At 58.1% G+C, this 21383-nt stretch carries 17 protein-coding genes; 6 read left to right on the top strand and 11 right to left on the bottom strand.

The window, feature by feature from the left end; translation table 11 throughout:
• Nucleotides 1-31: 31 nt before the first annotated feature.
• From ACLD9W_RS03420 to ACLD9W_RS03395, 6 genes are all read right to left on the bottom strand, one after another.
• Complete coding sequence (locus ACLD9W_RS03420; RefSeq protein ID WP_410840702.1) at nt 32-1246, bottom strand: glycosyltransferase; 1215 nt, start codon at nt 1244-1246, stop codon at nt 32-34.
• A gap of 153 nt (nt 1247-1399) precedes the next feature.
• Nucleotides 1400-2215, bottom strand: a complete 816-nt coding sequence (locus ACLD9W_RS03415; protein WP_410840701.1) for a substrate-binding periplasmic protein — start codon at nt 2213-2215, stop codon at nt 1400-1402.
• Between the two features lie 73 nt (nt 2216-2288).
• On the bottom strand, nt 2289-2741 hold the full coding sequence (locus ACLD9W_RS03410) for a chemotaxis protein CheX (RefSeq protein ID WP_410840700.1): 453 nt from the start codon (nt 2739-2741) through the stop codon (nt 2289-2291).
• 69 nt (nt 2742-2810) lie between these two features.
• A complete protein-coding gene (locus ACLD9W_RS03405) occupies nt 2811-3176 on the bottom strand; it encodes a response regulator (protein ID WP_410840699.1) in 366 nt (121 codons plus the stop codon).
• 12 nt (nt 3177-3188) lie between these two features.
• Nucleotides 3189-5279 carry an ATP-binding protein gene (locus ACLD9W_RS03400; protein ID WP_410840698.1) on the bottom strand — a complete coding sequence of 697 codons (2091 nt, stop codon included), beginning with the start codon at nt 5277-5279 and terminating at the stop codon, nt 3189-3191.
• A gap of 603 nt (nt 5280-5882) precedes the next feature.
• Complete coding sequence (locus ACLD9W_RS03395) at nt 5883-7286, bottom strand: lipopolysaccharide biosynthesis protein (protein ID WP_410840697.1); 1404 nt, start codon at nt 7284-7286, stop codon at nt 5883-5885.
• 216 nt (nt 7287-7502) lie between these two features.
• Between ACLD9W_RS03395 and ACLD9W_RS03390 the strand changes: the two genes are divergently transcribed.
• Entirely contained in the window at nt 7503-7760 is a 258-nt protein-coding gene (locus ACLD9W_RS03390) for a SemiSWEET family transporter (protein WP_094031212.1), read from the top strand.
• 91 nt (nt 7761-7851) lie between these two features.
• Here ACLD9W_RS03390 and tgt read toward each other — a convergent pair whose 3' ends face one another.
• The 3 genes from tgt to ACLD9W_RS03375 all read right to left on the bottom strand — a co-directional run bounded on the left by tgt (nt 7852) and on the right by ACLD9W_RS03375 (nt 10724).
• Nucleotides 7852-8973, bottom strand: a complete 1122-nt coding sequence (gene tgt / locus ACLD9W_RS03385) for a tRNA guanosine(34) transglycosylase Tgt (protein WP_410840696.1) — start codon at nt 8971-8973, stop codon at nt 7852-7854.
• A gap of 210 nt (nt 8974-9183) precedes the next feature.
• The gene (ftsY, locus tag ACLD9W_RS03380) at nt 9184-10491 is read right to left on the bottom strand and encodes a signal recognition particle-docking protein FtsY (protein WP_410840695.1); all 1308 of its coding nucleotides are present in this window, start codon (nt 10489-10491) and stop codon (nt 9184-9186) included.
• Nucleotides 10492-10517: 26 nt separating this feature from the next.
• Nucleotides 10518-10724 carry a phosphoglucosamine mutase gene (locus ACLD9W_RS03375; protein ID WP_410840694.1) on the bottom strand — a complete coding sequence of 69 codons (207 nt, stop codon included), beginning with the start codon at nt 10722-10724 and terminating at the stop codon, nt 10518-10520.
• A 153-nt stretch (nt 10725-10877) separates the two neighbouring features.
• Here ACLD9W_RS03375 and ACLD9W_RS03370 point away from each other — a divergent pair, with 153 nt between their 5' ends.
• Both ACLD9W_RS03370 and ACLD9W_RS03365 read left to right on the top strand, forming a co-directional pair.
• Nucleotides 10878-12263, top strand: a complete 1386-nt coding sequence (locus tag ACLD9W_RS03370; RefSeq protein ID WP_410840693.1) for a M16 family metallopeptidase — start codon at nt 10878-10880, stop codon at nt 12261-12263.
• The gene (locus tag ACLD9W_RS03365; RefSeq protein WP_410840692.1) at nt 12260-13558 is read left to right on the top strand and encodes a M16 family metallopeptidase; all 1299 of its coding nucleotides are present in this window, start codon (nt 12260-12262) and stop codon (nt 13556-13558) included. The genes ACLD9W_RS03370 and ACLD9W_RS03365 overlap by 4 nt, the downstream gene beginning before the upstream one ends.
• A 365-nt stretch (nt 13559-13923) precedes the next feature.
• Here ACLD9W_RS03365 and aceK read toward each other — a convergent pair whose 3' ends face one another.
• The gene (aceK, locus tag ACLD9W_RS03360) at nt 13924-15690 is read right to left on the bottom strand and encodes a bifunctional isocitrate dehydrogenase kinase/phosphatase (protein ID WP_410840691.1); all 1767 of its coding nucleotides are present in this window, start codon (nt 15688-15690) and stop codon (nt 13924-13926) included.
• Nucleotides 15691-15844: 154 nt separating this feature from the next.
• On the opposite strand from aceK, the gene grpE reads away from it, so the two are divergent.
• Nucleotides 15845-16381 carry a nucleotide exchange factor GrpE gene (grpE, locus tag ACLD9W_RS03355; RefSeq protein WP_410840690.1) on the top strand — a complete coding sequence of 179 codons (537 nt, stop codon included), beginning with the start codon at nt 15845-15847 and terminating at the stop codon, nt 16379-16381.
• 240 nt (nt 16382-16621) lie between these two features.
• Complete coding sequence (gene dnaK, locus ACLD9W_RS03350; RefSeq protein ID WP_410840689.1) at nt 16622-18553, top strand: molecular chaperone DnaK; 1932 nt, start codon at nt 16622-16624, stop codon at nt 18551-18553.
• A 226-nt stretch (nt 18554-18779) separates the two neighbouring features.
• Here the strand turns inward: dnaK and ACLD9W_RS03345 are convergent, their stop codons facing one another.
• The gene (locus ACLD9W_RS03345; RefSeq protein WP_410840688.1) at nt 18780-19850 is read right to left on the bottom strand and encodes an MBL fold metallo-hydrolase; all 1071 of its coding nucleotides are present in this window, start codon (nt 19848-19850) and stop codon (nt 18780-18782) included.
• A 146-nt stretch (nt 19851-19996) separates the two neighbouring features.
• Between ACLD9W_RS03345 and brnQ the strand changes: the two genes are divergently transcribed.
• Nucleotides 19997-21382, top strand: a complete 1386-nt coding sequence (brnQ, locus tag ACLD9W_RS03340; RefSeq protein WP_410840687.1) for a branched-chain amino acid transport system II carrier protein — start codon at nt 19997-19999, stop codon at nt 21380-21382.
• The last annotated feature ends 1 nt before the right edge of the window (nt 21383 follow it).

The following is a 21383-nucleotide window of genomic DNA, read 5'->3' as shown; positions in this document are numbered from 1 at the left end:
CTGAAGCCTGTTTGGCGGCTTTCAGACGGCCTCAGTTTTGCCGCAGCACTTGCCGGTAAATCGCTTTCAGACGGCCTGTGACTGCGGTTTCGCCGTATTCGGCGAGGCAGTCGGCGCGCAGTTTTTCGGGGTTGTAGCGGTGGCGGCGGGCGTAGAGTTCGAGCAGGACGGTGGCGAGGGCTTCGGGGTTTTCGGGCGGGACGAGCAGGCCGTTGCCGTCGTTGACGATGCCTTCGGGACCGCCGCAGCGGGTGGCGGCGACGGGCAGTCCCTGCGACAGGGCTTCGATAAAGACGACGCCGAAGGTTTCGCTGCGGCTGGCGAGGGCGAAGGCGTCGCTGCGGCGCATAAGGCGGCGCACGCTGGCGGGGGCGAGTGCGCCGTGGAAGGTGACGGCGTGTGCGATGTTCAGACGGCCTGCTTGGTTTTGCAACTGTGCCAGTTCGCTGCCGCCGCCGCCGATTTCGAGGCGCAGGACGGGTTGGCTTTGCAGGGCGCGGGCGAAGGCATCAAGGAGGATGTCGAAGCCTTTGTTGTGGTCGAGGCGGCCGACGGCGCAGAAGGTGAAGGTGTGGTTTGTGCGGTTTGTTTGGTTTTCAGACGGCCTTTCGGCGGCGAAGGGTTCGGCGAAGTCTGCGCCGAGGATGTTGGGCAGGTATTGCCAGTCCTGGCCGGGGTATTCGGTTTCGAGCAGGCGGCAGAAGGCGGGGCTGACGGCCAGCCGCGCCGCCGCGCCCGCTGCGGCTCGGTTCATGGCGGGGCGCTGCCAGTTGCGGATGAGGCCGCGCGCGTAGGTGCTGCTGTGTTCGGTGATGATGTAGGGGATGTTGTGGCGATCGGCGATGCGGCGGGCGAGGATGCCGCCGTGGTTGACGGCGTGGGCGTGCAGGAGGTCGGGGCGGCCTTGTTCTTTTAGGTAGCGATCGAACAGACGCATGCCGGCGGCGAGCCAGCGTTCGCGGTCGAGATGGGGCAGGGGCGGGCAGAGGTAGGTGTTGTGGGCGGTGTAGGTGGGAATGAGGCCGTCCCCGCCTGAGGCGTGCGGGGATGACGTTTCTGAAAAGATGTTTTCGCCGTAGCGGCCGGTGAAGATTTCGCGCAGGCGGCGCGGCGAGCGGAACAGGGGGGCGACGACGCCGACGCGCAGGCCGGCGCGGGCGAGGGCGTGCGCCTGTTGGCGGAAGAAGATGCCGTCGAGGGAGTCGGGCGTTTCGGGATACCAGGAGGGGAGGAGGAGGATGTGCATGTTTTTTTGTTTTCAGACGGCATGTGTCGGTAAGGCCGTCCCTGCCGCTACCCCTTCGGGGCATAAACGCGGGGATGATGTTTTTGAAAAAGGTAAACCTTTTTGTGGAAGGTAAAAAATCAGGCCGCCTTTGTTTTCAGACGGCCTGTCCGCTTATTCGGCGGGAGCGGGATTGGGTTTGTTCTGACTAGTCGAGAACCATTTCTGATAAATTTTATCGTAAGTGCCGTCGGCCTTGATTTGCTCCAAACCGCGGTTGAGCTTGTTGAGCAGTTCGGTATTACCTTTTTTCACTGCCAAAGCATAATGTTCTTTAGGCAAGGTGTTGTCGCTTACTACACGCAGCTTTTGTTCTTTGTACTTATTGGAGTAATAGTACAAAGGGCCCAAGTCGGCGAATGCACCATCAGCTTCTTTAAGCATCACTTTGCGGACTGCCTCCCACATAGACGGGCTTTGAACCACAGTACCGTTGCCGGCCTGCAGTTTAGCCAAGGTAGACTCCCCCACTGTGCCGACTACTGTAGCAATATTTCTGCCTTTTACGTCGTTCAGTGAAGTAATCGGGCTGTTTTCAGGCACAATCAGACCCAGTGATGTTTCAAAGTGTGAGTTGGTAAAATCAACGATAGTTTTACGCTCGTCGGTAATTGAAATTGCGGAAACCGCGATGTCTGCACCATTACCTAAATCTTCCAGCATACCCACAAACGGGTGGGGAACGAAGTTTACTTGAAAGCCTTGTTTGTCACCGATGGCGGTAACAAGGTCGATACCGAAGCCGGATGGGCGGTTGTCGGCATCCGCCATCACAAAGGGCGCAAAGCCGCCGACCTCGAAAAATACGTTTTGCACTGGACGGGTATCCTGCACAAAATTTCCAGCTTCAGATGCGCTTTGCGCTTTGCTGCTGCCACCGCTGCCGGAGCCGCCGCAGGCCGCCAAAGAAAACATTACCACCAAGGACATAAAACGCCGTAATGAAATCATTATGGTTCTCTCTCTACTGTGTAATTAAAAAAACGGTCAGGGCAGCCTGAAACTATTTGCGCAGGCTGATGACGATGGCGGCGCTGCGGTTGCGCCAGGTAATCGGGATAACGAAGGAGCGGTCCTTGCGCGGCAGCAGGATTTCGTCGGGCGCGCCGCGCAGGACGATGGGCACGGAAATTTCAAACTCTTCGCCAAACTCGCTGCGGGCGTTGCCAGCGATGGTGTTGGCCACTTCGCCCACCAAATCGACCATCAGTTCTTCGCTGGTGTCTTTTTCGCCTATCAGCACCAGAAGGCGTTCGAGCAGTTCTTTGGGGGCGGTGAAATAGACGACGCCCTGGTTTTTTCCCGAAATAGCAATCACGCCGGTGAAGTCTTTGGCCGACGGTATTTTGTTTTCAATCAGATAGGGAGTGCCGACTACCAGTTCTTCCCCTGTGATCATTTGGGCGAAATATTTTTGCACGCCTTCGATAAATATTTGTAATTTCTCTTCTTTCATGTTTATTCCTGTATTTGCAACAATTATTCCGGGCGGCGGTTGCGCCCGTTTTGCCAAGGCGGCCAAAAATCAGTCTTCCAGCATTTCGTTGAGCGCGCCGAACAGTTCTTCGTCGGAAAAGGGTTTGTAGAGGAAGCCGCGCGCACCCAGTTGCAGGGCTTTGATGCCGGTGGCTTTGTCGGCCAGCGCGGAAACAACCAGGATATTGGCGTTTTCGTCCATAGCGGTGATTTGGGCGATGCACTCCAAACCGTCCATTTTGGGCATGGTCAAATCCATGGTGACCACGTCCGGGTGGTGCTGGCGGTATAGGGTGATTGCTTCTTCGCCGTTTGATGCGGACGCTACTACTTCGAAATCCATTTTGCTCGACCCGCGTGAAATGCGGTTGCGGATAACGTTGGAGTCGTCGACAACCATAATGCGTTTTGCCATAGTTTTTAATCCTTATCCTAATTTGGGCAGTGTGAAGGTGAAGCGGGTGTAGCTTTGCGGACGGCTGGCGACATTGACCGTGCCGTTCAAAGAGACGATGCGGTCTTTGATGATGTCCAAGCCTACGCCGCGCCCGGCATCTTCGGTGCTGTCGTCGGCGGTGGAGAAACCGGGGGTGAACAACAGGGAAACCAGTGTCTGTTTGTCGAGTTTGGCAGCCTCTTCCTCAGTGTATCGGCCGAGTTTCACGGCTTTTTGCGCGATGGCCTGGTAATCGATGCCGTTGCCGTCGTCTTCAAAAGTCAGCACGAAACGGTCGCCGTGGTATTTCAGACCCATGTGGACGTGGCCGACGGTCAGTTTGCCGCGCTGGTTGCGCACTTCGGGTTTTTCGATGCCGTGTACGACGGCATTGCGCAGCAGCTGGATGGCGATTTCTGTGATGACCCGATCCATCTTTTTGTTGCCGGTGCTTTCCAAACCGCTGTAAGTGAAGGCGGCTTCTTTTTTGTTGCGCTTGGCGATGTCGGCGACAAAGTCGGCATAGCGACTGCGGGTGGTTTGCGGCACGGCGGGTTGCTGGCCTTCCAAAACGACAGGGGCGGTGCCGCCGATTTTGGACAACAGGTCTTCGATGGTGTGGGTGAGGCGGATCAGTTCTTCCAGCTGCACGGTCAGACCGAGGAAGTTTTCGCCGGACAGTTTGGGCGTTTGTTTCAGACGGTTGAGGTTGGCCTCGAAGTTTTCCGCCATATTGGTGAAGCCGCTCAGTTTCAGGGCGGACGCTTCGCCTTTCATGCTGTGCACTTCGCGGTAGATGGCGTTTACTTTTTCATACAGCGACATGCCGCTTTCGTCTTGCACCTTCAATACCGAGTTGATGCTTTGGATGCGCTGCTTGGTGTTGTTGATAAAGTCGTTCAGCGAATCGCGGTCGGCCTGCAAAATGGTGCTGAGCATTTCGAGCTGGACGTCGTTCTGCTCGCGCTCCTGCTCCATTTTCTGTTCCAAAAGCACGGCGTCGGTTACGTCTTCCACGTTGGCCAGCACGCGGGCGATGGCCTTGCCGTGGTACACGCGGCGGAAGTTGAAATCGAGGAAGCGTTCGTTGCCGTCGACATGCACTTTCTGGCGGATCAGCGGGTTGAGCGAGGCAATCAGACGCTCTTTGGTGCGCGGATTGTAGAGCTGGGCGACGAAATCGTTGGTGGTGTTCAGGTCTTTGGTGTCGATAAAGCCGGCCAACACGTCGAGCAGGTTTTTGCCGCCCACGTTTTTCTGGCCGATCAGGCTTTCGAGCTGTTTCGAGTATTGCGAGCCGATGGTCAGGTCTTTATCGAGCAGGAACAGGCCGGTGGTTACGGTGTCCATAATCTCGGTGGTTTCTTGTTTCGCTTCGTCTGCCAGTTTGTCGGCGGTGAGCAGTTTGCGGATGAAGTAGGTCAAGAACAGGGCAAGGTATAACACCGCGCCCACAATGCCGAAAATCTCTACGTTTTTTAATTGTGCAGCACGTTCTTCCAATTTGGTACGTTTGTCTGCCAGCAGGAAATTGGTGATTTCGGTAAAGCGGGAGTTGTTGTTTTGCAGACTCAATAAGGCAGCATCAACCAGTTGAGCATCGGCGGTGGGGTCTTCGGCCTTTTTGAGATACGCGTCTACGGTGAGTTTCGATTCTTTCCATTTTTTCACCATTTCCGCCAGCAGGTCTTTTTTCACGCCCTTATCGGAGGCATCCACCAGATATTGTTTGCCGTCGATGGAAAGATAATCGCCGCCTTCGGCCGTAACTTTCAGTGAACGCGAAAAAACGTCTTGCGCTTCTTTGGCGCGTTTTAACGCACCTTGCACCAAGGGGCTTTTCGGGTCTTGGTGGGTGTTGAGTTTGAGTAACTGGACGTTCTCCAGCAATTCGCCATACGAGTTGCCCATTTCGGCGGTAACGTAACTTTGAATGGAGTCTTCTTCAATCTCGCTGGAAATATTGCTGGCATAAGCCAACAGCCCTGCCAGCAATACAACGAAGATACCAATGGCGATAATCAACCCTCGATACCGACGTAAACCGGCGTATTCGGTTTGGGGCGCAGTATTGTCGTTCATGGCTTTCCTTTCACTCAAATAAAAGAAACAAAATTACGCGGCAAGTCAGACGCATTGCGGGCGGGGTTGTTTTGCGGATGAGGCAGCGCGAAAACACAGAGGGAAACCAACATTCCCCGATAGCGTTTCAGCCCTTTGCCCGATTGGGCGGACGGATCGACGGTTTCATTCATAATGTTATTCCTCAATCGTAAGGTTGCTATTTTTATATTGCCCGAAACAGGCGGTTTGAAAGGTTCGGAACGGCCGATCCCTTATCAAATCATTTCGGAAAGCGCCCTTTTGGTAGGTTTTTTGTGCGCTTTCGTAATGTTTTTTATCTTCTCGACATTGTAGGTTATAAATAAGTAAAAATTACACCTGTTTTTGTAAAGATGAAATTTATGCCATCTATTTGGATTTTTTTTTACAGGGGAATGGGATTCTTTTATTTGTTTATGTATTTCAACATATTAAACTTTACGATAAATAAAAATCCGCTGTCCTTACGGCAGCGGGAGTGGGTTTTTGACTGTAAATAAGGGAGGATAATTTGAGTATGTCGGGGGATAAAGAGGCCGTCTGAAAGGTCGGATTTGCCGAAATACGGTTGTTTTTTGGTTTTCAGACGGCCTTTTTCAGACGGCCCAAATCATCGCAGACCAGCCATGCCGCCCACAGCAGCCCGGCCGTCCACAAAACGGCAAACAGCGGATAGTTTTGCGCGCTACCGAACAGGGTGTGCGACACGGCGGCGGCGAGGGTGGCGAGGGTGGCGGGGTAGAAGGTGCGGCGCGGCAGCGGCTGCCACAGGCGGGCGGACAGCTCGCTTTTGAGTACGCAGAAAATCCAAAATGCCGCCGCCGCCGCCGCCGCCGCGCCGCGCGCGCCGTAGGGCGGGATAAGCGCGTAAAGCAGCGGCAGGGCGGCGGCGAGGGCGGCCAGCGAAACCAGCGGAACAAGGCCGCTTTTGCGCCGCACATTGATACCGATGCCCGTTGCCTCCGTCAGCGTATACAGCAGCGGCACGAGCACGGACGACACCAAAACGAAGCGCACGGCGGCATACTGCGGCGGCAGAATCAGATCGGCCAGAGGCGACAGCAGCCCGGCCAGGCACGACAAGGCCAGCACGGCGGCGCAGAGCAGGGCGGCGGCGCGGGCGACTTTGTCCGCGCCGCCGCCCTCTGCCGCCCATTGGAACACCGTCGGCGCCCACACCGTGGCAAACACGTTCTGCAACACGCCTGCCGCCGCCGCAAAGCCCGCCGCCAGCGCGTACACGCCCAACTCTTCCGGCGCGGCCAAATCGCGCAGCAGCCAGCGGTCGGCCGAGGAAAACGCCCAGTAAACCAACGCGCCCACCGCCAGCGGCAGGCCGTAGGCGAGGGCGGAGCGCAGTTCCGCCGCCGACCAGTGTGCCCGCCACGCCGCCGCGCAGTCGCGCCGCGTCTGCCACAGCAAAAGCGGCAGCGCCGCCGCCTGCGCCGCCGCGAACACCGCCAGCAGGGTGAAGGTGTCGGCGGGCAGCCGACCCGTCAGACAAAACGCGGCCGCCGCCAAAACCAGCAGCTTGGGCAGCAGCTGCGACAGCGAAAACGCCCACGCCCGCCCGTTCATCCGCAGCACCAGCGACAGGCAGCGCGTCAGCAGCAGCGCGGCGGCAAACAGCAGACACAGCAGGCTCAAACGCGCGTCGGCGAGCGAAAACACGGTTTCAGACGGCCTCTCGGGCGCAAAAACCATCAGCGCGGCAAACGCGGCGACGGCCAGCAGCAGCGGCGGCGCGGCCGTGTGTTTCAGCAATGCGCCTTCGCGGCCGCGACGATGATGGAACTCGCGGATATAGCTCTGATCCAAGCCCAGCCCGAGCACAATCAGTGCCAGCGCGGTGGCGGTTTGCATCAGCAGCAGTAGCCCCATGTCGGCGCTTGAAAAATGGCGCGACAAAAGCGGCAGGGCGGCAAACGAGGCGGCCGCGCCGCCGACGGGGCCGGCGGCATAGGCGAGAAGGGTTTTGAGCTTCATAAAACAGGCTGGGAAAAGGGTTATACGGCGGTTTTCAGACGGCCTCTGTGTCTTTTGAGGTCGTATGAAAACGCTCTGATGCCGCGCGGCAAGGTATGGTTTGAAAACGGCATAAAGCGGGCGTATAATGCCGCGTTTTTTTGCCGCTTGGCGGCAACAGAACAGGCATCCGCCAAAGGGTTTTGCGCCCCTCACAAACATTTCGACAGGAAAATCATGAACGAAAAGCAAATCCGTATTTTGGGTATTCTGGCCAGCATCATGGCCGTGGGCATGTATGTGGCCTATATCCCGCAGATTCAGGCCAATCTGGCCGGACACAAAGGCACGCCGATTCAGCCGCTGGTGGCCTGCATCAACTGCACGCTGTGGGTGTTTTACGGCCTGTTCAAAAAGCCGCGCGACTGGCCGATTGTCGTTGCCAACGTGCCTGGCATTATCCTTGGCCTGATTACGTTCGTCACCAGTCTGTAAAAGGCTTGTGACACAGAGTGGGTTTTCCGCTCTTTCTTCATTCTGACTTTATTCTGAGGCCGTCTGAAAACCTTTCAGACGGCCTTTTTGTTTATTCTGCTTCGGGTTTCGTACCACGCAGTTCGTGAAAACGCGCCCGCCAGTCGGCAAAATGCCCCTGCTCGATAGCTTCGCGCATTTCTTCCATAATCACCTGATAGAAATGCAGGTTGTGGATGGTGTTAAGTTGCGCGCCGAGAATTTCGCCGGCGCGGTGCAGGTGGTGCAGATAGGCACGGCTGAAGTGTTGGCAGGTGTAGCAGGTGCAGCTTGCGTCCAGCGGCGCGGTGTCGTGTTTGTGTTTGGCGTTTTTGATTTTCACATCGCCAAAACGGGTAAACAGCCAGCCGTTGCGGGCGTTGCGCGTGGGCATCACGCAGTCGAACATATCCACGCCGTGCGCCACGCCGTACACCAAATCTTCGGGCGTGCCCACGCCCATCAGGTAATGCGGCTTGTGCGCGGGCAGCATCGGGCCGACGGCGCGCAGCATGCGGTACATCTCGGGCTTGGGTTCGCCGACACTCAAACCGCCGATGGCGAGACCCGGAAAGTCAAATTCTTCCAGCCCGCGCAGCGACTGTTCGCGCAGGTCTTCATACATCGCGCCCTGCACAATGCCGAACAGCGCGTTGGGATTTTTCAAATCTTCAAACGCTTTTTTAGAACGCTCCGCCCAGCGTAGGCTCATTTGCAGCGATGCTTCGGCCTGCGCTCTCGTCGCTTCGCCGGGCGTGCATTCGTCCAGCTGCATGGCGATGTCGGAGTTCAACACCGTTTGGATTTTCATCGAGATTTCGGGCGACAGGAATAATTTGTCGCCGTTAATCGGGCTTTTGAAGGTGCAGCCTTCTTCGGTCAATTTCCGCATATCGGCAAGCGAAAACACTTGGAAGCCGCCCGAGTCGGTAAGTATCGGCTTGTCCCAGCCGATAAAGCGGTGCAGGCCGCCGAATTGTTCGATGACTTCCAAACCTGGGCGCAGCCACAGATGATAAGTGTTGCCGAGAATAATCTGCGCCTTGATGTCGGCGAGGTTGGCGGGCGACATGGCTTTGACCGAGCCGTAAGTGCCCACCGGCATGAAAACGGGCGTTTCGATTTTGCCGTGGTTGAGTTCGAGCGTGCCGCGGCGGGCGTGGCCGTCGGTTTTGTGCAGGGTGAATGTGAGCATGGTGTTCGGGTGCGTGCGGGAAACAAAGGGGCGGATTATAGTGAACCAAAATAGAAAATCTACGGCGTTGCTGCGCCTTGCCGTATTCCCCATACTGTCTGCGGCTTGCTGCCTTGTATCTTTCCCATTTTGTTTCACTATTATACGGCAAGAGGCCGTCTGAAAACCCTGCGGCGGGTTTTCAGACGGCCTGACATTCGCGGCGCGTGTTCAGCCGTCGATGAGGGCATCAACGAAGGTACGGGCATTGAAGGGACGCAGGTCGTCGATGCTTTCGCCGACGCCGATGTAGCGCACGGGTATCGGGCGGGCGGAGGCGAGGGCGGCGAGGACGCCGCCTTTGGCCGTGCCGTCGAGTTTGGTGACGATAAGGCCGGTGACACCCAGCGCATCGTCGAAGGCTTTGACCTGATTGACGGCGTTTTGGCCGATGTTGGCATCGAGTACGACGATGATTTCGTGCGGCGCGTCGCTCATGGCTTTCTGCAAAACGCGTTTGACCTTTTTGATTTCTTCCATCAGGTGGAGCTGGGTGGGCAGGCGTCCGGCGGTGTCGGCCAGTACGATGTCGGTTTTGCGGGCTTTGGCGGACTCGACGGCGTCGTAGCAGACGGCGGCGGAATCGCCTTTGGCTTGGGAGATGACGGTGACACCGTTGCGCTCGCCCCATTCTTGGAGCTGCTCGCGGGCGGCGGCGCGGAAGGTGTCGCCTGCGGCGAGGATGACGGATTTGCCCTGTTGCTGGAAGTATTTGGCGAGTTTGCCGATGGAGGTGGTTTTGCCCGCGCCGTTGATGCCGGCCATCATGATGACGAAGGGTTGGCCGTTGTCGGGAATTTCGAGTGGTTTTTCCAGCGGGGCGAGGAGGTCGTAGAGGGCTTCTTTGAGCGCCTGACGCAGCTCGCGGCCGTCTGAAAGGCCTTTGAGGGAGACGCGGCGGCGCACTTCGTCCATCAGCTGCTCGGTGGCTTCGATGCCCATGTCGCTGGTGAGGAGGACGGTTTCGAGTTCTTCGTAGAGGTCTTCGTCGATTTTGCCGCCACCGAACACGCCCGCGAGGGATTTGGCCATTTTGTCGCGCGATTTGCCGAGGCCTTTTTTCAGACGCGCCGCCCAGCCGCCGTTGTCGGTTTGCTCGGTGTCGGTTTGTTCCGTATCGGTTGCGGACGGGGGTTCGGCGGTGTCTGCCGCTGCGGCTTCGGGCGGCGGGTTGTCGTTTTCAGACGGCCTCCCGTCTGCCGCTGCCTCTGGCGCGGTTTCGCTCGGATTGAGGCCGTCTGAAACGGTGTTGTCGGACGGGGTTTCGTCTGCGGGTGCGGGTGTCGGCTCCTGCGTTTCGGCGGGACGGTTGAGCAGGCCGCTGCGGTCGGCGTTGCGGATGTCGTCGAGGTATTTCTGACGCGCGGCGGCGGCTTCGTCGGCCGCGCTTTCGGCTGCGTCCGGCACGGTGTCGGTTTGCTCCGCTTCTTTTTCGGCGGGTTCGTTTTTGCGTTTAAATAGGAAGTCGAATAGTGCCATGTGTGTTCCTGACGGCGGGTAGTGGGTTAGCGTTTGTCGGCCTGGCGGGAAACGGCGTTGAGCTGCTCGGCGGTCAGCGGGCTGTCGTCTTCGAAGCTGACGTTGTCGCCGAGATCGGCGTCGTCCATTTGCAGGCCGTCGTCTTCGGGGAGGGCGGACGGTGCGGGTTCGGCAGGCTGTGCGGGCGCGGGCGGCGGGGTGCGCCGAAAGAGCTTGGCAAGAAATCCGAACATGATTTATTCCTTTTATTAGGTTATTTGGCGTTTGGCGGCGGATTGTAACGCAAGCGGCGCGGATTGGGGCGCGGCGGCGGCGCTTTTTTGCTTTTCAGACGGCCTTTGCCCCTTTAATATGCGCGGTTCGTTTATTTGTTGACAGGAATTCGGATGATGTTGCGTTATTCTGCGGTGCTGCTTTTGGCGCTTGCGCCGTTTTCGCAGGCGGAGACGGTGCTCTTGACGCTGCACAACGGCATGAAGGTGTTGGTGAAGGAAGACAGGCGCGCGCCGGTGGCGGCGGTGCGGCTGTGGTACAAGGTGGGCAGCGTGGACGAGCACGCGGGTAAAACGGGTTTGAGCCACGCGCTGGAACATATGATGTTCAAGGGCACGAAGGCCGTGCCTGCGGGCGAGTTCAGCCGCCGCGTCGCCGCGTTGGGCGGCAACGACAATGCCTACACCAACCGCACGGAAACGGTGTACACCACCAATATCGCGGTGAAAAACCTGAACGAGGTGCTGAAAATGGAGGCCGACCGCATGACCGGCCTCAATTTCAGCGACAAGGCTTTTGCCAACGAGATGGACGTGATCCGCGAAGAGCGCCGCATGCGCACCGACGACAGCCCCGACGGCAAGTTGTGGGAAACGCTGCACATCAAAATGTGGCGCAAACCCTTCAACAAAGCGCCCGTTATCGGCTACATGTCCGACCTGCACAAACTCAAAGCCGCCGATCTGCGCGCGTGGTACAAACAATGGTATGCGCCGAACAATGCCATGCTGGTTGTCGTCGGCGACGTGGACGCGCGGCAGACCGTGAAAGAAGTGGAAAAACTGTTCGGCAGCATCCCCAAGCGCAAACTGCCCGCGCGCAACGGCGAATTTGAGAGGCCGTCTGAAGCGCGCGCCGTGCAGGCCGAAGTGTACGCCGTTACCGCCCAGCCCATCGTCAGCCTCAACTGGCGCGTGCCCGCTGCCGAAAAAATCAGCGACGAAATGCCCTATGCCCTCGAAATGCTCGGCCTCGTCCTCGCGGGCACGGATTCGGCACGCTACAACAAAAAACTCCAACGCGGCGACGCCGTGGCATTGGCCGTGTCGGCCGAATACAGCGACTTCGGCCGCAAAAACGCCATCTTCTCCGCCGGCGGCCTGCCCAACGGCCAAACCACGCCCGAAGAGCTGAAAAAGCGCTTACTTGCCGAAATCCGCGACATCGCTGACAAGGGCGTCACGCAGGAAGAACTCGAACTCATCCGCCGCCCCGTCGAAACCTCGCGCATCTTCGCCAAAGACTCCGTACGCAGCCAGGCCGATACCCTAGGCGAACTCGAACACAACGGCTTCGGCTGGCAGACCGAAGACGAAGCCGTCCGCCGCCTGCTTTCGGTCACACCCGCGCAGGTGCAGGCCGCTGCCCGCCTGATTGCCGCCTCGCCGCTGACGCAGATTACCGTTCTGCCCAAAGCGCGGCAGGCCAAGGCGGCAGAAGGCCGTCTGAAAACACCCGAAACACCTGCCGCCGCGCAAGAAAACGAGGCACAGCCATGAACAAAATCCTCATCCTCCCCCTCGCGGCCGCCCTGGCCGCCCCCGCATACGCGGTTACCTTCCAACGCTGGCAAACCGCCGACGGTGCCACCGTCACCTACGCCGAGCGGCGCGAACTGCCCATCGTCCATATGGAAATCGTCTTCAAAGGCGCGGGACAAACCGGCGAAAGCGTCAAGGGCGCCGCCGCCATGACCGCCGACATGCTCACCTCCGGCAGCGAGCAATACAGCGAAGAAGAACTCTACGACCGCAGCAACCGCCTCGGCATCACCATAGGCAGCAGCGCGGGCACGGAAAACGCCTCCGTCTCCTTCGCCTCCCTCAGCCGCCGCGACACCCTTTCAGACGGCCTCAAACTCGCCAACCAAATCATCGCCCATCCCAAATTCGACGAAAAAATCCTCGAACGTGAAAAAACACAGGCCGTCACCGCCCTACGCCAAAGCCTGAGCAACCCCTCCTTCCTCGCCTCGCGCGCGCTCACCATCCTCAACTACGGCAACCACGCCTACGCCGACACCGCGCGCCTGAACGAAGCCGACATCGCCGCCGTCACCTCCGACGCCTTGAAAGCGCACCACCGCAGTACCTACGCCAAAAACAACGCCTACGTCGCCATCGTCGGCGACGTCAGCCGCAAAGAAGCCGACGAAATGGCCGCCGCCGTCCTCGACGGCCTGCCCGCCCAGGCGGATATCCACCCCATCGCCGACATCCCCCAAACCGACGGGCGGCAGCAGGACATTCCTTTCGCCGACAAAGAACAGGCCGTCGTCGTCATGGGGCTGCCCCTGCTCGTGCACAAAGATCCCGACCGCTACGCCCTCACCGTCGGCAACTACATCCTCGGCGGCGGCGGTTTCGACAGCCGCCTGATGAAAACCCTGCGCGACGAAAAAGGGCTGGTCTACGGCGTTTCCTCCTCGCTCAGCCCCTTGGAGAAAAAAGGGCCGTTTGCCGTTTCCTTCTCCACCAAAAAAGGCAGCGCCGCCGAAGCGCTGGCCGCCGCCCGCAGTGTTTTGGAAAACTTCATCGCCCAAGGGCCGACCGAAGCCGAACTGAAACAGGCCAAAGACAACATCGTCGGCAGCTTCCCGATGAGTTTCGACACCAACGCCAAAACCGTCGGCCTCGCCGCCGCCGTCGGCGTGCGCGGCCTGCCGCTCGACTACTACGACAACTACACGCGCAACATCGAAGCCGTTACCGCCGAACAGATTAAAGAAGTCTGGCAGCGCCGCCTCGATCCCAAGAAAATGAACGTCGTCACCGTCGGCAAAGAAACGCGCTGAGGCCGTTTTGCAAACAGCACAAAGGCCGTCTGAAAGGGTTTCAGACGGCCTTTTCGTGTCTGCACGGTTTGTTTTTGTATCGGGTTGGCATGGGCTTTGAGGCCGTCTGAAAAGGGATTTTGAGGCCGTCTGAAAGCGGAGTTACAACTACCGCCGTATTTTCAGACGGCCTTATGTTTCCCCTGTCAGGCAAACGCGGGACAATGCAAAAAGGCCGTCTGAACGCTTTTCAGACGGCCTTTCCATGTCCGCACGGTCTGTTTCCGTATCGGGTCGGCAGGCATTTTGAGGCCGTCTGAAAACATGGCGGCGGCAGGCTTTTAACTTCGGTGAAACTCTGCTTTCAGACGGCCTCCTGCACCGTTTCACACGTCGGTATCGTCCACCAGCCCTTCCGCCGTCTGCTCGGGGCGGAAGCGGACGGATTGGGGATAGGGGTAGAAATCGTCAAACAGCCCCTGCTCCAACCGCTCTTTTTTGCCCTGCCAAAATTCGGGGGTCAGGAGGTCGCGGTGGTGTTTGAGGAAGACCTGCCGCACGTCGGGTTCGCCCAAGAGGAAGGGGGCGAATTCTTCGGGGAACACGTCGCCTTTGTGTATGGGATACCAGGGTTCGGCGGCCATTTCGGCTTCGGGGGTCGGCGCGGGCGGGATTTTGCGGAAGTTGCAGTCGGTCATGTATTCGATTTCGTCGTAGTCGTAGAAAATCACGCGGCCGAAGCGGGTCATACCGAAGTTTTTGTAGAGCATGTCGCCGGGGAAGATGTTGGCCGAAGCCAGCTCTTTCAGGGCGAAACCGTAGTCGATGACCGCCGCCGCCTTTTCCTCAGGATTGGCCTGCTGCATAAAGAGGTTGAGCGGTTGCAGGCGGTATTCGATGTAGGCGTGTTTGATGACAACCATGTCTTCGGTTTCTTCAATCTGGCTGGGGGCGAGGCTGCGCATTTCGGCGAGAAAGGCTTCGTCGCAGCGCGATTTGGGCAGCGGGATGTCGGAAAACTCCATGGTGTCGGCCATGCGTCCGACGCGGTCGTGTTTTTTCACCAGCAGGTATTTCTGCCGCACGTATTCGCGGTCGAAGTCTTTGTTGGCGCCGAAGGTGTCTTTGATGACTTTGAACACATAGGGGAAGGAGGGCAGGGTGAACACGCTCATCACCAGCCCTTTCACGCCGGGCGCGAGGATGAATTTGTCGTCGGAATAGCGCAGGTGCTGGGCAAACTCGCGCCAGAAGATGTTTTTGCCCTGCTTGTGCAGGCCGAGCAGGGTGTAGAAATCGCCGTCGGAGCGCATCGGCAGCATTTCGCGCAGAAAACGCACATAGCCGCTGGGCACGGGCATGTCGACGAGAAAATAGGCGCGGGCGAAGGAGAAAAGCACGGAAATCTGTTTCGGGTCGAACAGCGCGGCGTCGATTTTCAGACGGCCTCTTCCGTCGTGCACCACCGCCAGCGCGAAGGGATGGCTGCTGCTGCCGTTGATGATGCGGCCGAAGATATAGGCCGATTTGTTGCGGTAAAACGCCGAATCGAGCACTTGGACGTGCAGGTTCAATTCCTGCGGCGGCCATTCCGCGCCGAAGTGCCGCCGCGCCGCGCGCATGATGTCGGCCACGTCGGCCGCCGCGTGGGCAAAGGGAATCTGCCAGTCGAAATGGCCGAGTATGCGGCGCAGGCAGCCGCGCAGGCCGGTTTCGGCGGGGTAGTAGGGGAAGAAAACGGGCGGGTCGGAGTCGATGAATTCGGTGCTGATGGCCGGTTTGACGAAGATAAAGCGGTTGTTGAAATACTTTTTGTCCAGCACTTTGGTGGATACGGAATTGAAAAAGGTTTCGGCCAGCTCGGGCTGCTTGTGGTCGACCAGCAGCGCGATGTATTCCTTTTTCACCTCCGCCCACAAATCCTCCGACGTCCCCTGCGGCAGGCTTTGGCGCAGAATGTCCGCCGCCTCGCGCACGCGGCTGTCGTACATCTGGATGCGCTGCGCCGACAAATCCTGTATCCCCTTCCAGTCGCCGCGCTCGAACAGCGCTTTGGCCTGCGAGGATTTTTCGCGGAACAGGCGGTAGTGTTTGTCGAAACCGGCCAGCATGGTTTCGGCGGTGCGGCGGGCGCAGCTTTGTTGAGCCGTCATCTCGTTCTCCTTTGTGTATAAATTATCGGGCAGGCCGACATTATGCCGCGCGGCGCGAAAAAGCAAGCCACCCGCCGCGCTTGAAACCCTTTCAGACGGCCTTATATAGCCGCGCATGAAAAATCCCTTCCGTTACTTCCAAAAAGGCAAAAACATGAACGAACAAAACCCCGCACCCGAAGAAGAACTGAATACCGCCGATCAGGCCGAAGCCGCGCCGCCGAGCTATGAAGACTTGCAGGCGCAGGTGGCCGAACTGGAGGGCCGTCTGAAAGACGAAGAGCTGCGCGGCCTGGCCAACGAACAAAACTTGCGCCGCCGCCACCAGCAGGAAATCGCCGACGCCTACAAATTCGCCGGACAGAAATTCGCCGCCGAAATGCTGCCGGTGAAAGACTATCTGGAAATGGCGTTGCTCGACCAAAGCGGCAATTTCGACGCGCTGAAGATGGGCGTGCAGATGACGCTGAACGAACTGCAAAAAGCGTTCGATGCCACGCATATCAAAGAAATCAACCCGCAGCCGGGCGACAAACTCGACCCGCACCAACATCAGGCAATGCAGGCGGAGGAGAGCGGGCAAGAAGCCAATTCCATCATCCGCGTCTTGAAAAAAGGCTATCTGTTGAACGACCGCATCTTGCGTCCGGCCATGGTGGTTGTAGCCAAAAGTGCGGAAAACGCCGAATAGGCACAGTTCCCGAACCATCCCGCATTTTGTTTTCGGACGGCCTCAGAGGCCGTCTGAAACATAAGGGGAAACGGAAAAATTAAATTAACATTTTGATTTTAAATTTCAAAAAGTTGTCATTTTTTTACAACACAGCACTTGAAAACCGCCGTCTGTCCCCTATTTTGCATGCCAAGCAACAGTGGCCGGAAACAAAACAGGCCGTCTGAAAATTCTATTATTTGAAGGAGTATTAACACTATGGCAAAAGTAATCGGTATCGACTTAGGTACAACCAACTCTTGTGTATCCATCTCTGAAAACGGTCAAACCAAAGTTATTGAAAACGCAGAAGGCGCACGCACTACGCCGTCTGTCGTCGCTTATCTGGACGGCGGCGAAGTCCTCGTCGGCGCACCTGCCAAACGCCAAGCCGTAACCAACGCTAAAAACACCATCTACGCTGTAAAACGTTTGATCGGTCATAAATTTGAAGACAAAGAAGTCCAACGCGACATCGAATCCATGCCTTTCGAAATCATCAAAGCCAACAACGGCGACGCATGGGTGAAAGCGCAAGGCAAAGAGCTGTCTCCGCCGCAAGTTTCCGCAGAAGTCCTGCGTAAAATGAAAGAAGCCGCCGAATCTTACTTGGGCGAAAAAGTAACCGAAGCCGTGATTACCGTTCCGGCCTACTTCAACGACAGCCAACGTCAAGCTACCAAAGACGCAGGTCGCATCGCCGGCTTGGACGTAAAACGCATCATCAACGAGCCGACCGCAGCCGCTTTGGCATTCGGTATGGACAAAGGCGACAACAAAGACCGCAAAGTAGCCGTATATGACTTGGGCGGTGGTACCTTCGATATTTCCATCATCGAAATCGCCAACCTCGACGGCGACAAACAATTCGAAGTATTGGCAACCAACGGCGACACCTTCTTGGGCGGTGAAGACTTCGACCAACGCCTCATCGACCACATCATCGCCGAGTTCAAAAAAGAACAAGGCATTGATTTGAAACAAGACGTGATGGCATTGCAACGTCTGAAAGAAGCTGCCGAAAAAGCCAAAATCGAATTGTCCAGCGGTCAGCAAACCGAAATCAACCTGCCGTACATCACCATGGACGCAACCGGTCCGAAACACTTGGCAATGAAAATTACCCGCGCCAAATTCGAAAGTCTGGTTGAAGACCTGATTGCCCGCTCTATCGAGCCTTGCCGCACCGCATTGAAAGATGCCGGTTTGAGCACCAGCGACATCGACGACGTGATCTTGGTCGGCGGTCAGTCCCGTATGCCGAAAGTACAAGAAGCCGTTAAAGACTTCTTCGGCAAAGAGCCGCGCAAAGACGTAAACCCTGACGAAGCCGTTGCCGTAGGCGCAGCGATTCAAGGCGAAGTATTGAGCGGCGGCCGCAGCGACGTATTGCTGCTGGACGTAACCCCTCTGTCTTTGGGTATCGAAACTATGGGCGGCGTGATGACCAAGCTGATTCAGAAGAACACCACCATTCCGACCAAAGCGTCGCAAGTGTTCTCAACTGCCGAAGACAACCAAAGCGCAGTAACCATCCATGTACTGCAAGGCGAACGTGAACGCGCCTCCGCTAACAAATCTTTGGGTCAGTTCAACTTGACCGACATCGCACCTGCACCACGCGGTATGCCGCAAATCGAAGTAACCTTCGACATTGACGCCAACGGTATCCTGCACGTTTCCGCCAAAGACAAAGGCACAGGCAAAGCCGCCAACATCACCATCCAAGGTTCTTCAGGCTTGAGCGAAGAAGAAATCGAACGCATGGTGAAAGATGCCGAAGCCAATGCTGAGGAAGATAAAAAACTGACTGAATTGGTCGCTTCCCGCAACCAAGCCGAAGCCCTGATTCACTCTGTGAAAAAATCTTTGGCCGACTACGGCGACAAACTCGACGCAGCCGAGAAAGAAAAAATCGAAGCCGCGTTGAAAGAAGCCGAAGAAGCCGTGAAGGGCGACGACAAAGCCGCCATCGATGCCAAAGCCGAAGCACTCGGCGCCGCCAGCCAGAAACTCGGCGAAATGGTGTACGCCCAGGCACAGGCCGAAGCCCAAGCCGGCGAAGGCGCGGCGCAGTCTGACGCTTCCGCCAAGAAAGACGACGACGTAGTTGATGCCGATTTTGAAGAAGTGAAAGACGACAAGAAGTAATTGAGGCCGTCTGAAAAAAGCGCGAACCGCAAAGGTTCGCGTTTTTTTGTGTGCGGGAGCGTAATGGCGAAAGGCCGTCTGAAAGTGTTTCAGACGGCCTTTTTGTATCCGCCATTGCGGTTCAGGGCAAAGGTTCGTGTCGGCGTATCGGCATTGAAGCCGCCCCTGTCAAGAAAGAAGGCCGTCTGAACGCTTTTCAGACGGCCTCTTGTGTCCGCCATTGCGGTTAGGGCAAGGGTTCGGCAAACCAGTCGCGCGTTGCCGTATCGGCATCGAACACCTGTCCCATCAGCGGCGTGAGCGTGTTGACGCCGAGTTGGCGGGCGGCAGGGATGCTTTGCAACACGGGTTCGTTCCAGGTGTGCAAAGCCATGGCGTATGCGCCCCAGTGGATGGGCATGAAGCGCTTGGGCGCGAGTTGGGCGGCGAGGGCGGCGGTTTGCTCGGGGAAAAGGTGGTTGTTCGGCCAGCGTTCGTTGTATTGGCCGTTTTCGATAAAGGCGATGTCAAAGCCCTTGAAGCGTTTGGCGATTTCGTCAAAATGCCTGCCCTGTGCGGAATCGCCGTGGTAGTAGAATTTTTCGCTGCCATGTTCGATGGCAAAGCCTACCCAAAGGGATTTGTTGCGGTCGGTGAGGGTGCGCGAGGAGTCGTGGCGGGCGGGCAGCGCGGTGTAGCGGATGCCGTTGATTTCGGCACTCTGCCACCAGTCCAACTCGGTGATGCGCTCGGGCGGCACGCCCCATTTGCGCAGCAAAACGCCCAAGCCGAGTGAAACGACAAAGCGGCTGCCGCGCGCGGACAATGCTTTGACGCTGTCTTTTTCGAGATGGTCGTAATGGCTGTGCGAAATCAAAACCACGTCGGGCGTCGGCACTTCGGACAAGGGCGCGGGTGGCGGCTGGAAGCGGTGCATCATCACGGGCACGGGCGAAACGCTGTTGCCGAACACGGGGTCGGTAATCACGGTTTGGCCGCCGATACGCATTAGAATGGTTGAGTGGCCGAACCAGACAAAGCGGCTTTTGTCGGCGGGCGCGGCGAGAAAGGCGTTCCAGTCGGGTTTGACGACGGGCAGCGGCTTGGGCGGGCGCGCGGATTTTTGGTCGACCAGCATTTTCCACATGGCGCGGACAAGGTCGGTGGGCGCGGCCTGCGGCTCGGGGTTGAAGAAGGTGCGGCTTTCGGGGTCGTAGTGGTCGCTCTTGGGGTAAACGGGATAGGCGTCAGGATAGAGCCAGATGGCGAGCGCGGCGGCTGAGGCGGCGAGGGCGAAGAGTTTTTTCTTGTGTTTCATCGCTGTGTTTTATCGTGAGGCCGTCTGAAAAACGAAACGGGGTTTCAGACGGCCTGTTGTCTGCGGGCGGGCATTATAGCGGCAGCCGACGCGCGCCCGCATAAATTGATAGAATGCGCGGCTTTGTTTTCCACGCAGGTATTTCCATGACGCAGACCAGTAAAAAATCGGCCTTTATTGCCACCGGCCTGATGCTGTTCGCCCTGTTTTTCGGTGCGGGCAATCTGATTTATCCGCCCGTGCTGGGGCAGCAGGCGGGGCAGGCGGTGGGTGCCGCGCTGGCCGGTTTCCTGCTCACGGGCGTCGGCCTGCCGCTGGCGGGGGTGCTGGCGGTGGCCTATACGGGTTTGCGCGATTTGCAGGAGCTGGCCGGACGGGTGGGCAGGGTTTACGGCGTGTTGTTCGCCGTCGCCCTTTATCTGGCCATCGGCCCTCTGTTTGCCGCACCGCTCACGGCGACGGTGTCGTTCGACATCGGCATCAGGCCGTTTTTGGGCGGGGGAGAACACAAAGGGCTGCTGGCTGCGTTTGCCGCCGCCTTTTTCGCGCTGACCTACTGGCTGGCGATTTCGCCCGGCAAACTGGTCGACCGCGTCGGCAAGGTGCTGACGCCTGCGCTGCTGGTGTCGATTGCCGTGCTAGTGGGCTATGCGGCGGCCAAACCGATGGCCGCCTTGCAGGTGCCGAGCGCGGATTATGCGGCCAACCCCGTTATCAAGGGTTTGATTGAGGGCTACGGTACGATGGACGCGCTGGCCTCGCTGGTGTTCGCCATTATTGTGATTGACGCGGTGCGCGGCATGGGTTTTGCCAAGAAGGAGGAGGTGCTGTATCTGACGTCGCGCGCGGGCTTTGTCGCCGTGGCCTTTCTTGCGCTGGTCTACGCTTTTGTCGCCTATATGGGCGCGGCCAGCGTCGGCGAAATCGGTATGCAGGAAAACGGCGCGGCGGTTTTGGCGAAAAGCGCGCAGTATTATTTCGGCACGGCGGGCAACGTGCTGCTGGCCGTGATTGTGATACTGGCCTGCCTGTCGACTTCGGTCGGCCTGATTACCGCCTGCGGCGAATATTTCCACCGCCTCGCCCCGCGCGTCAGCTATCGCGCCTGGGTCACCGTGTTCACGCTGGTGTCGCTGGCGCTGGCCAATGTCGGCCTGTCGGGCATTATCAAACTTTCCGTGCCCGCGCTGATGCTGCTCTACCCGCTCACCGTGGTGCTGATCGCGCTGGCCTTTCTCGACAGGTTTTTCGGCGGCCGCCGCGCCGTGTACGCCTGCACGGTGGCCGCCACGCTGCCCGTCGCCCTTATCGACGGCTGGCGCACGGCGCACGGTATGTTCGGTGGTGCTTCAGACGGCCTGATTATGCGGATCGACGCGGCGCTGAAAAACATTCTGCCGCTCTACGCCGACGGCTTGGGCTGGGTCACGCCTGCGGCTGTAGGATTGGCTGTCGGGCTGGCGGTTACGGCGGCGCAGGGTAGGGCAGAGCGCCCTAGTCTGCCGTTTGCCCGAAACGGAAAGGCCGTCTGAA

It is taken from the genome of Neisseria sp. WLZKY-1 (assembly GCF_046546535.1).
GTDB lineage: Bacteria > Pseudomonadota > Gammaproteobacteria > Burkholderiales > Neisseriaceae > Neisseria.
Note: the sequence above shows the minus strand (reverse complement) of the source record. Positions and strands in the feature narration are given on the sequence as shown.

Excerpts from the sequence above, each read along its gene's own strand:
- ACLD9W_RS03420 (WP_410840702.1), bottom strand. The coding sequence starts at position 1,246 with ATGCACATCCTCCTCCTCCCCTCCTGGTATCCCGAAACGCCCGACTCC.
- ACLD9W_RS03415 (WP_410840701.1), bottom strand. The coding sequence starts at position 2,215 with ATGTCCTTGGTGGTAATGTTTTCTTTGGCGGCCTGCGGCGGCTCCGGC.
- ACLD9W_RS03410 (WP_410840700.1), bottom strand. The coding sequence starts at position 2,741 with ATGAAAGAAGAGAAATTACAAATATTTATCGAAGGCGTGCAAAAATAT.
- ACLD9W_RS03405 (WP_410840699.1), bottom strand. The coding sequence starts at position 3,176 with ATGGCAAAACGCATTATGGTTGTCGACGACTCCAACGTTATCCGCAAC.
- ACLD9W_RS03400 (WP_410840698.1), bottom strand. The coding sequence starts at position 5,279 with ATGAACGACAATACTGCGCCCCAAACCGAATACGCCGGTTTACGTCGG.
- ACLD9W_RS03395 (WP_410840697.1), bottom strand. The coding sequence starts at position 7,286 with ATGAAGCTCAAAACCCTTCTCGCCTATGCCGCCGGCCCCGTCGGCGGC.
- ACLD9W_RS03390 (WP_094031212.1), top strand. The coding sequence starts at position 7,503 with ATGAACGAAAAGCAAATCCGTATTTTGGGTATTCTGGCCAGCATCATG.
- tgt (WP_410840696.1), bottom strand. The coding sequence starts at position 8,973 with ATGCTCACATTCACCCTGCACAAAACCGACGGCCACGCCCGCCGCGGC.
- ftsY (WP_410840695.1), bottom strand. The coding sequence starts at position 10,491 with ATGGCACTATTCGACTTCCTATTTAAACGCAAAAACGAACCCGCCGAA.
- ACLD9W_RS03375 (WP_410840694.1), bottom strand. The coding sequence starts at position 10,724 with ATGTTCGGATTTCTTGCCAAGCTCTTTCGGCGCACCCCGCCGCCCGCG.
- ACLD9W_RS03370 (WP_410840693.1), top strand. The coding sequence starts at position 10,878 with ATGATGTTGCGTTATTCTGCGGTGCTGCTTTTGGCGCTTGCGCCGTTT.
- ACLD9W_RS03365 (WP_410840692.1), top strand. The coding sequence starts at position 12,260 with ATGAACAAAATCCTCATCCTCCCCCTCGCGGCCGCCCTGGCCGCCCCC.
- aceK (WP_410840691.1), bottom strand. The coding sequence starts at position 15,690 with ATGACGGCTCAACAAAGCTGCGCCCGCCGCACCGCCGAAACCATGCTG.
- grpE (WP_410840690.1), top strand. The coding sequence starts at position 15,845 with ATGAACGAACAAAACCCCGCACCCGAAGAAGAACTGAATACCGCCGAT.
- dnaK (WP_410840689.1), top strand. The coding sequence starts at position 16,622 with ATGGCAAAAGTAATCGGTATCGACTTAGGTACAACCAACTCTTGTGTA.
- ACLD9W_RS03345 (WP_410840688.1), bottom strand. The coding sequence starts at position 19,850 with ATGAAACACAAGAAAAAACTCTTCGCCCTCGCCGCCTCAGCCGCCGCG.
- brnQ (WP_410840687.1), top strand. The coding sequence starts at position 19,997 with ATGACGCAGACCAGTAAAAAATCGGCCTTTATTGCCACCGGCCTGATG.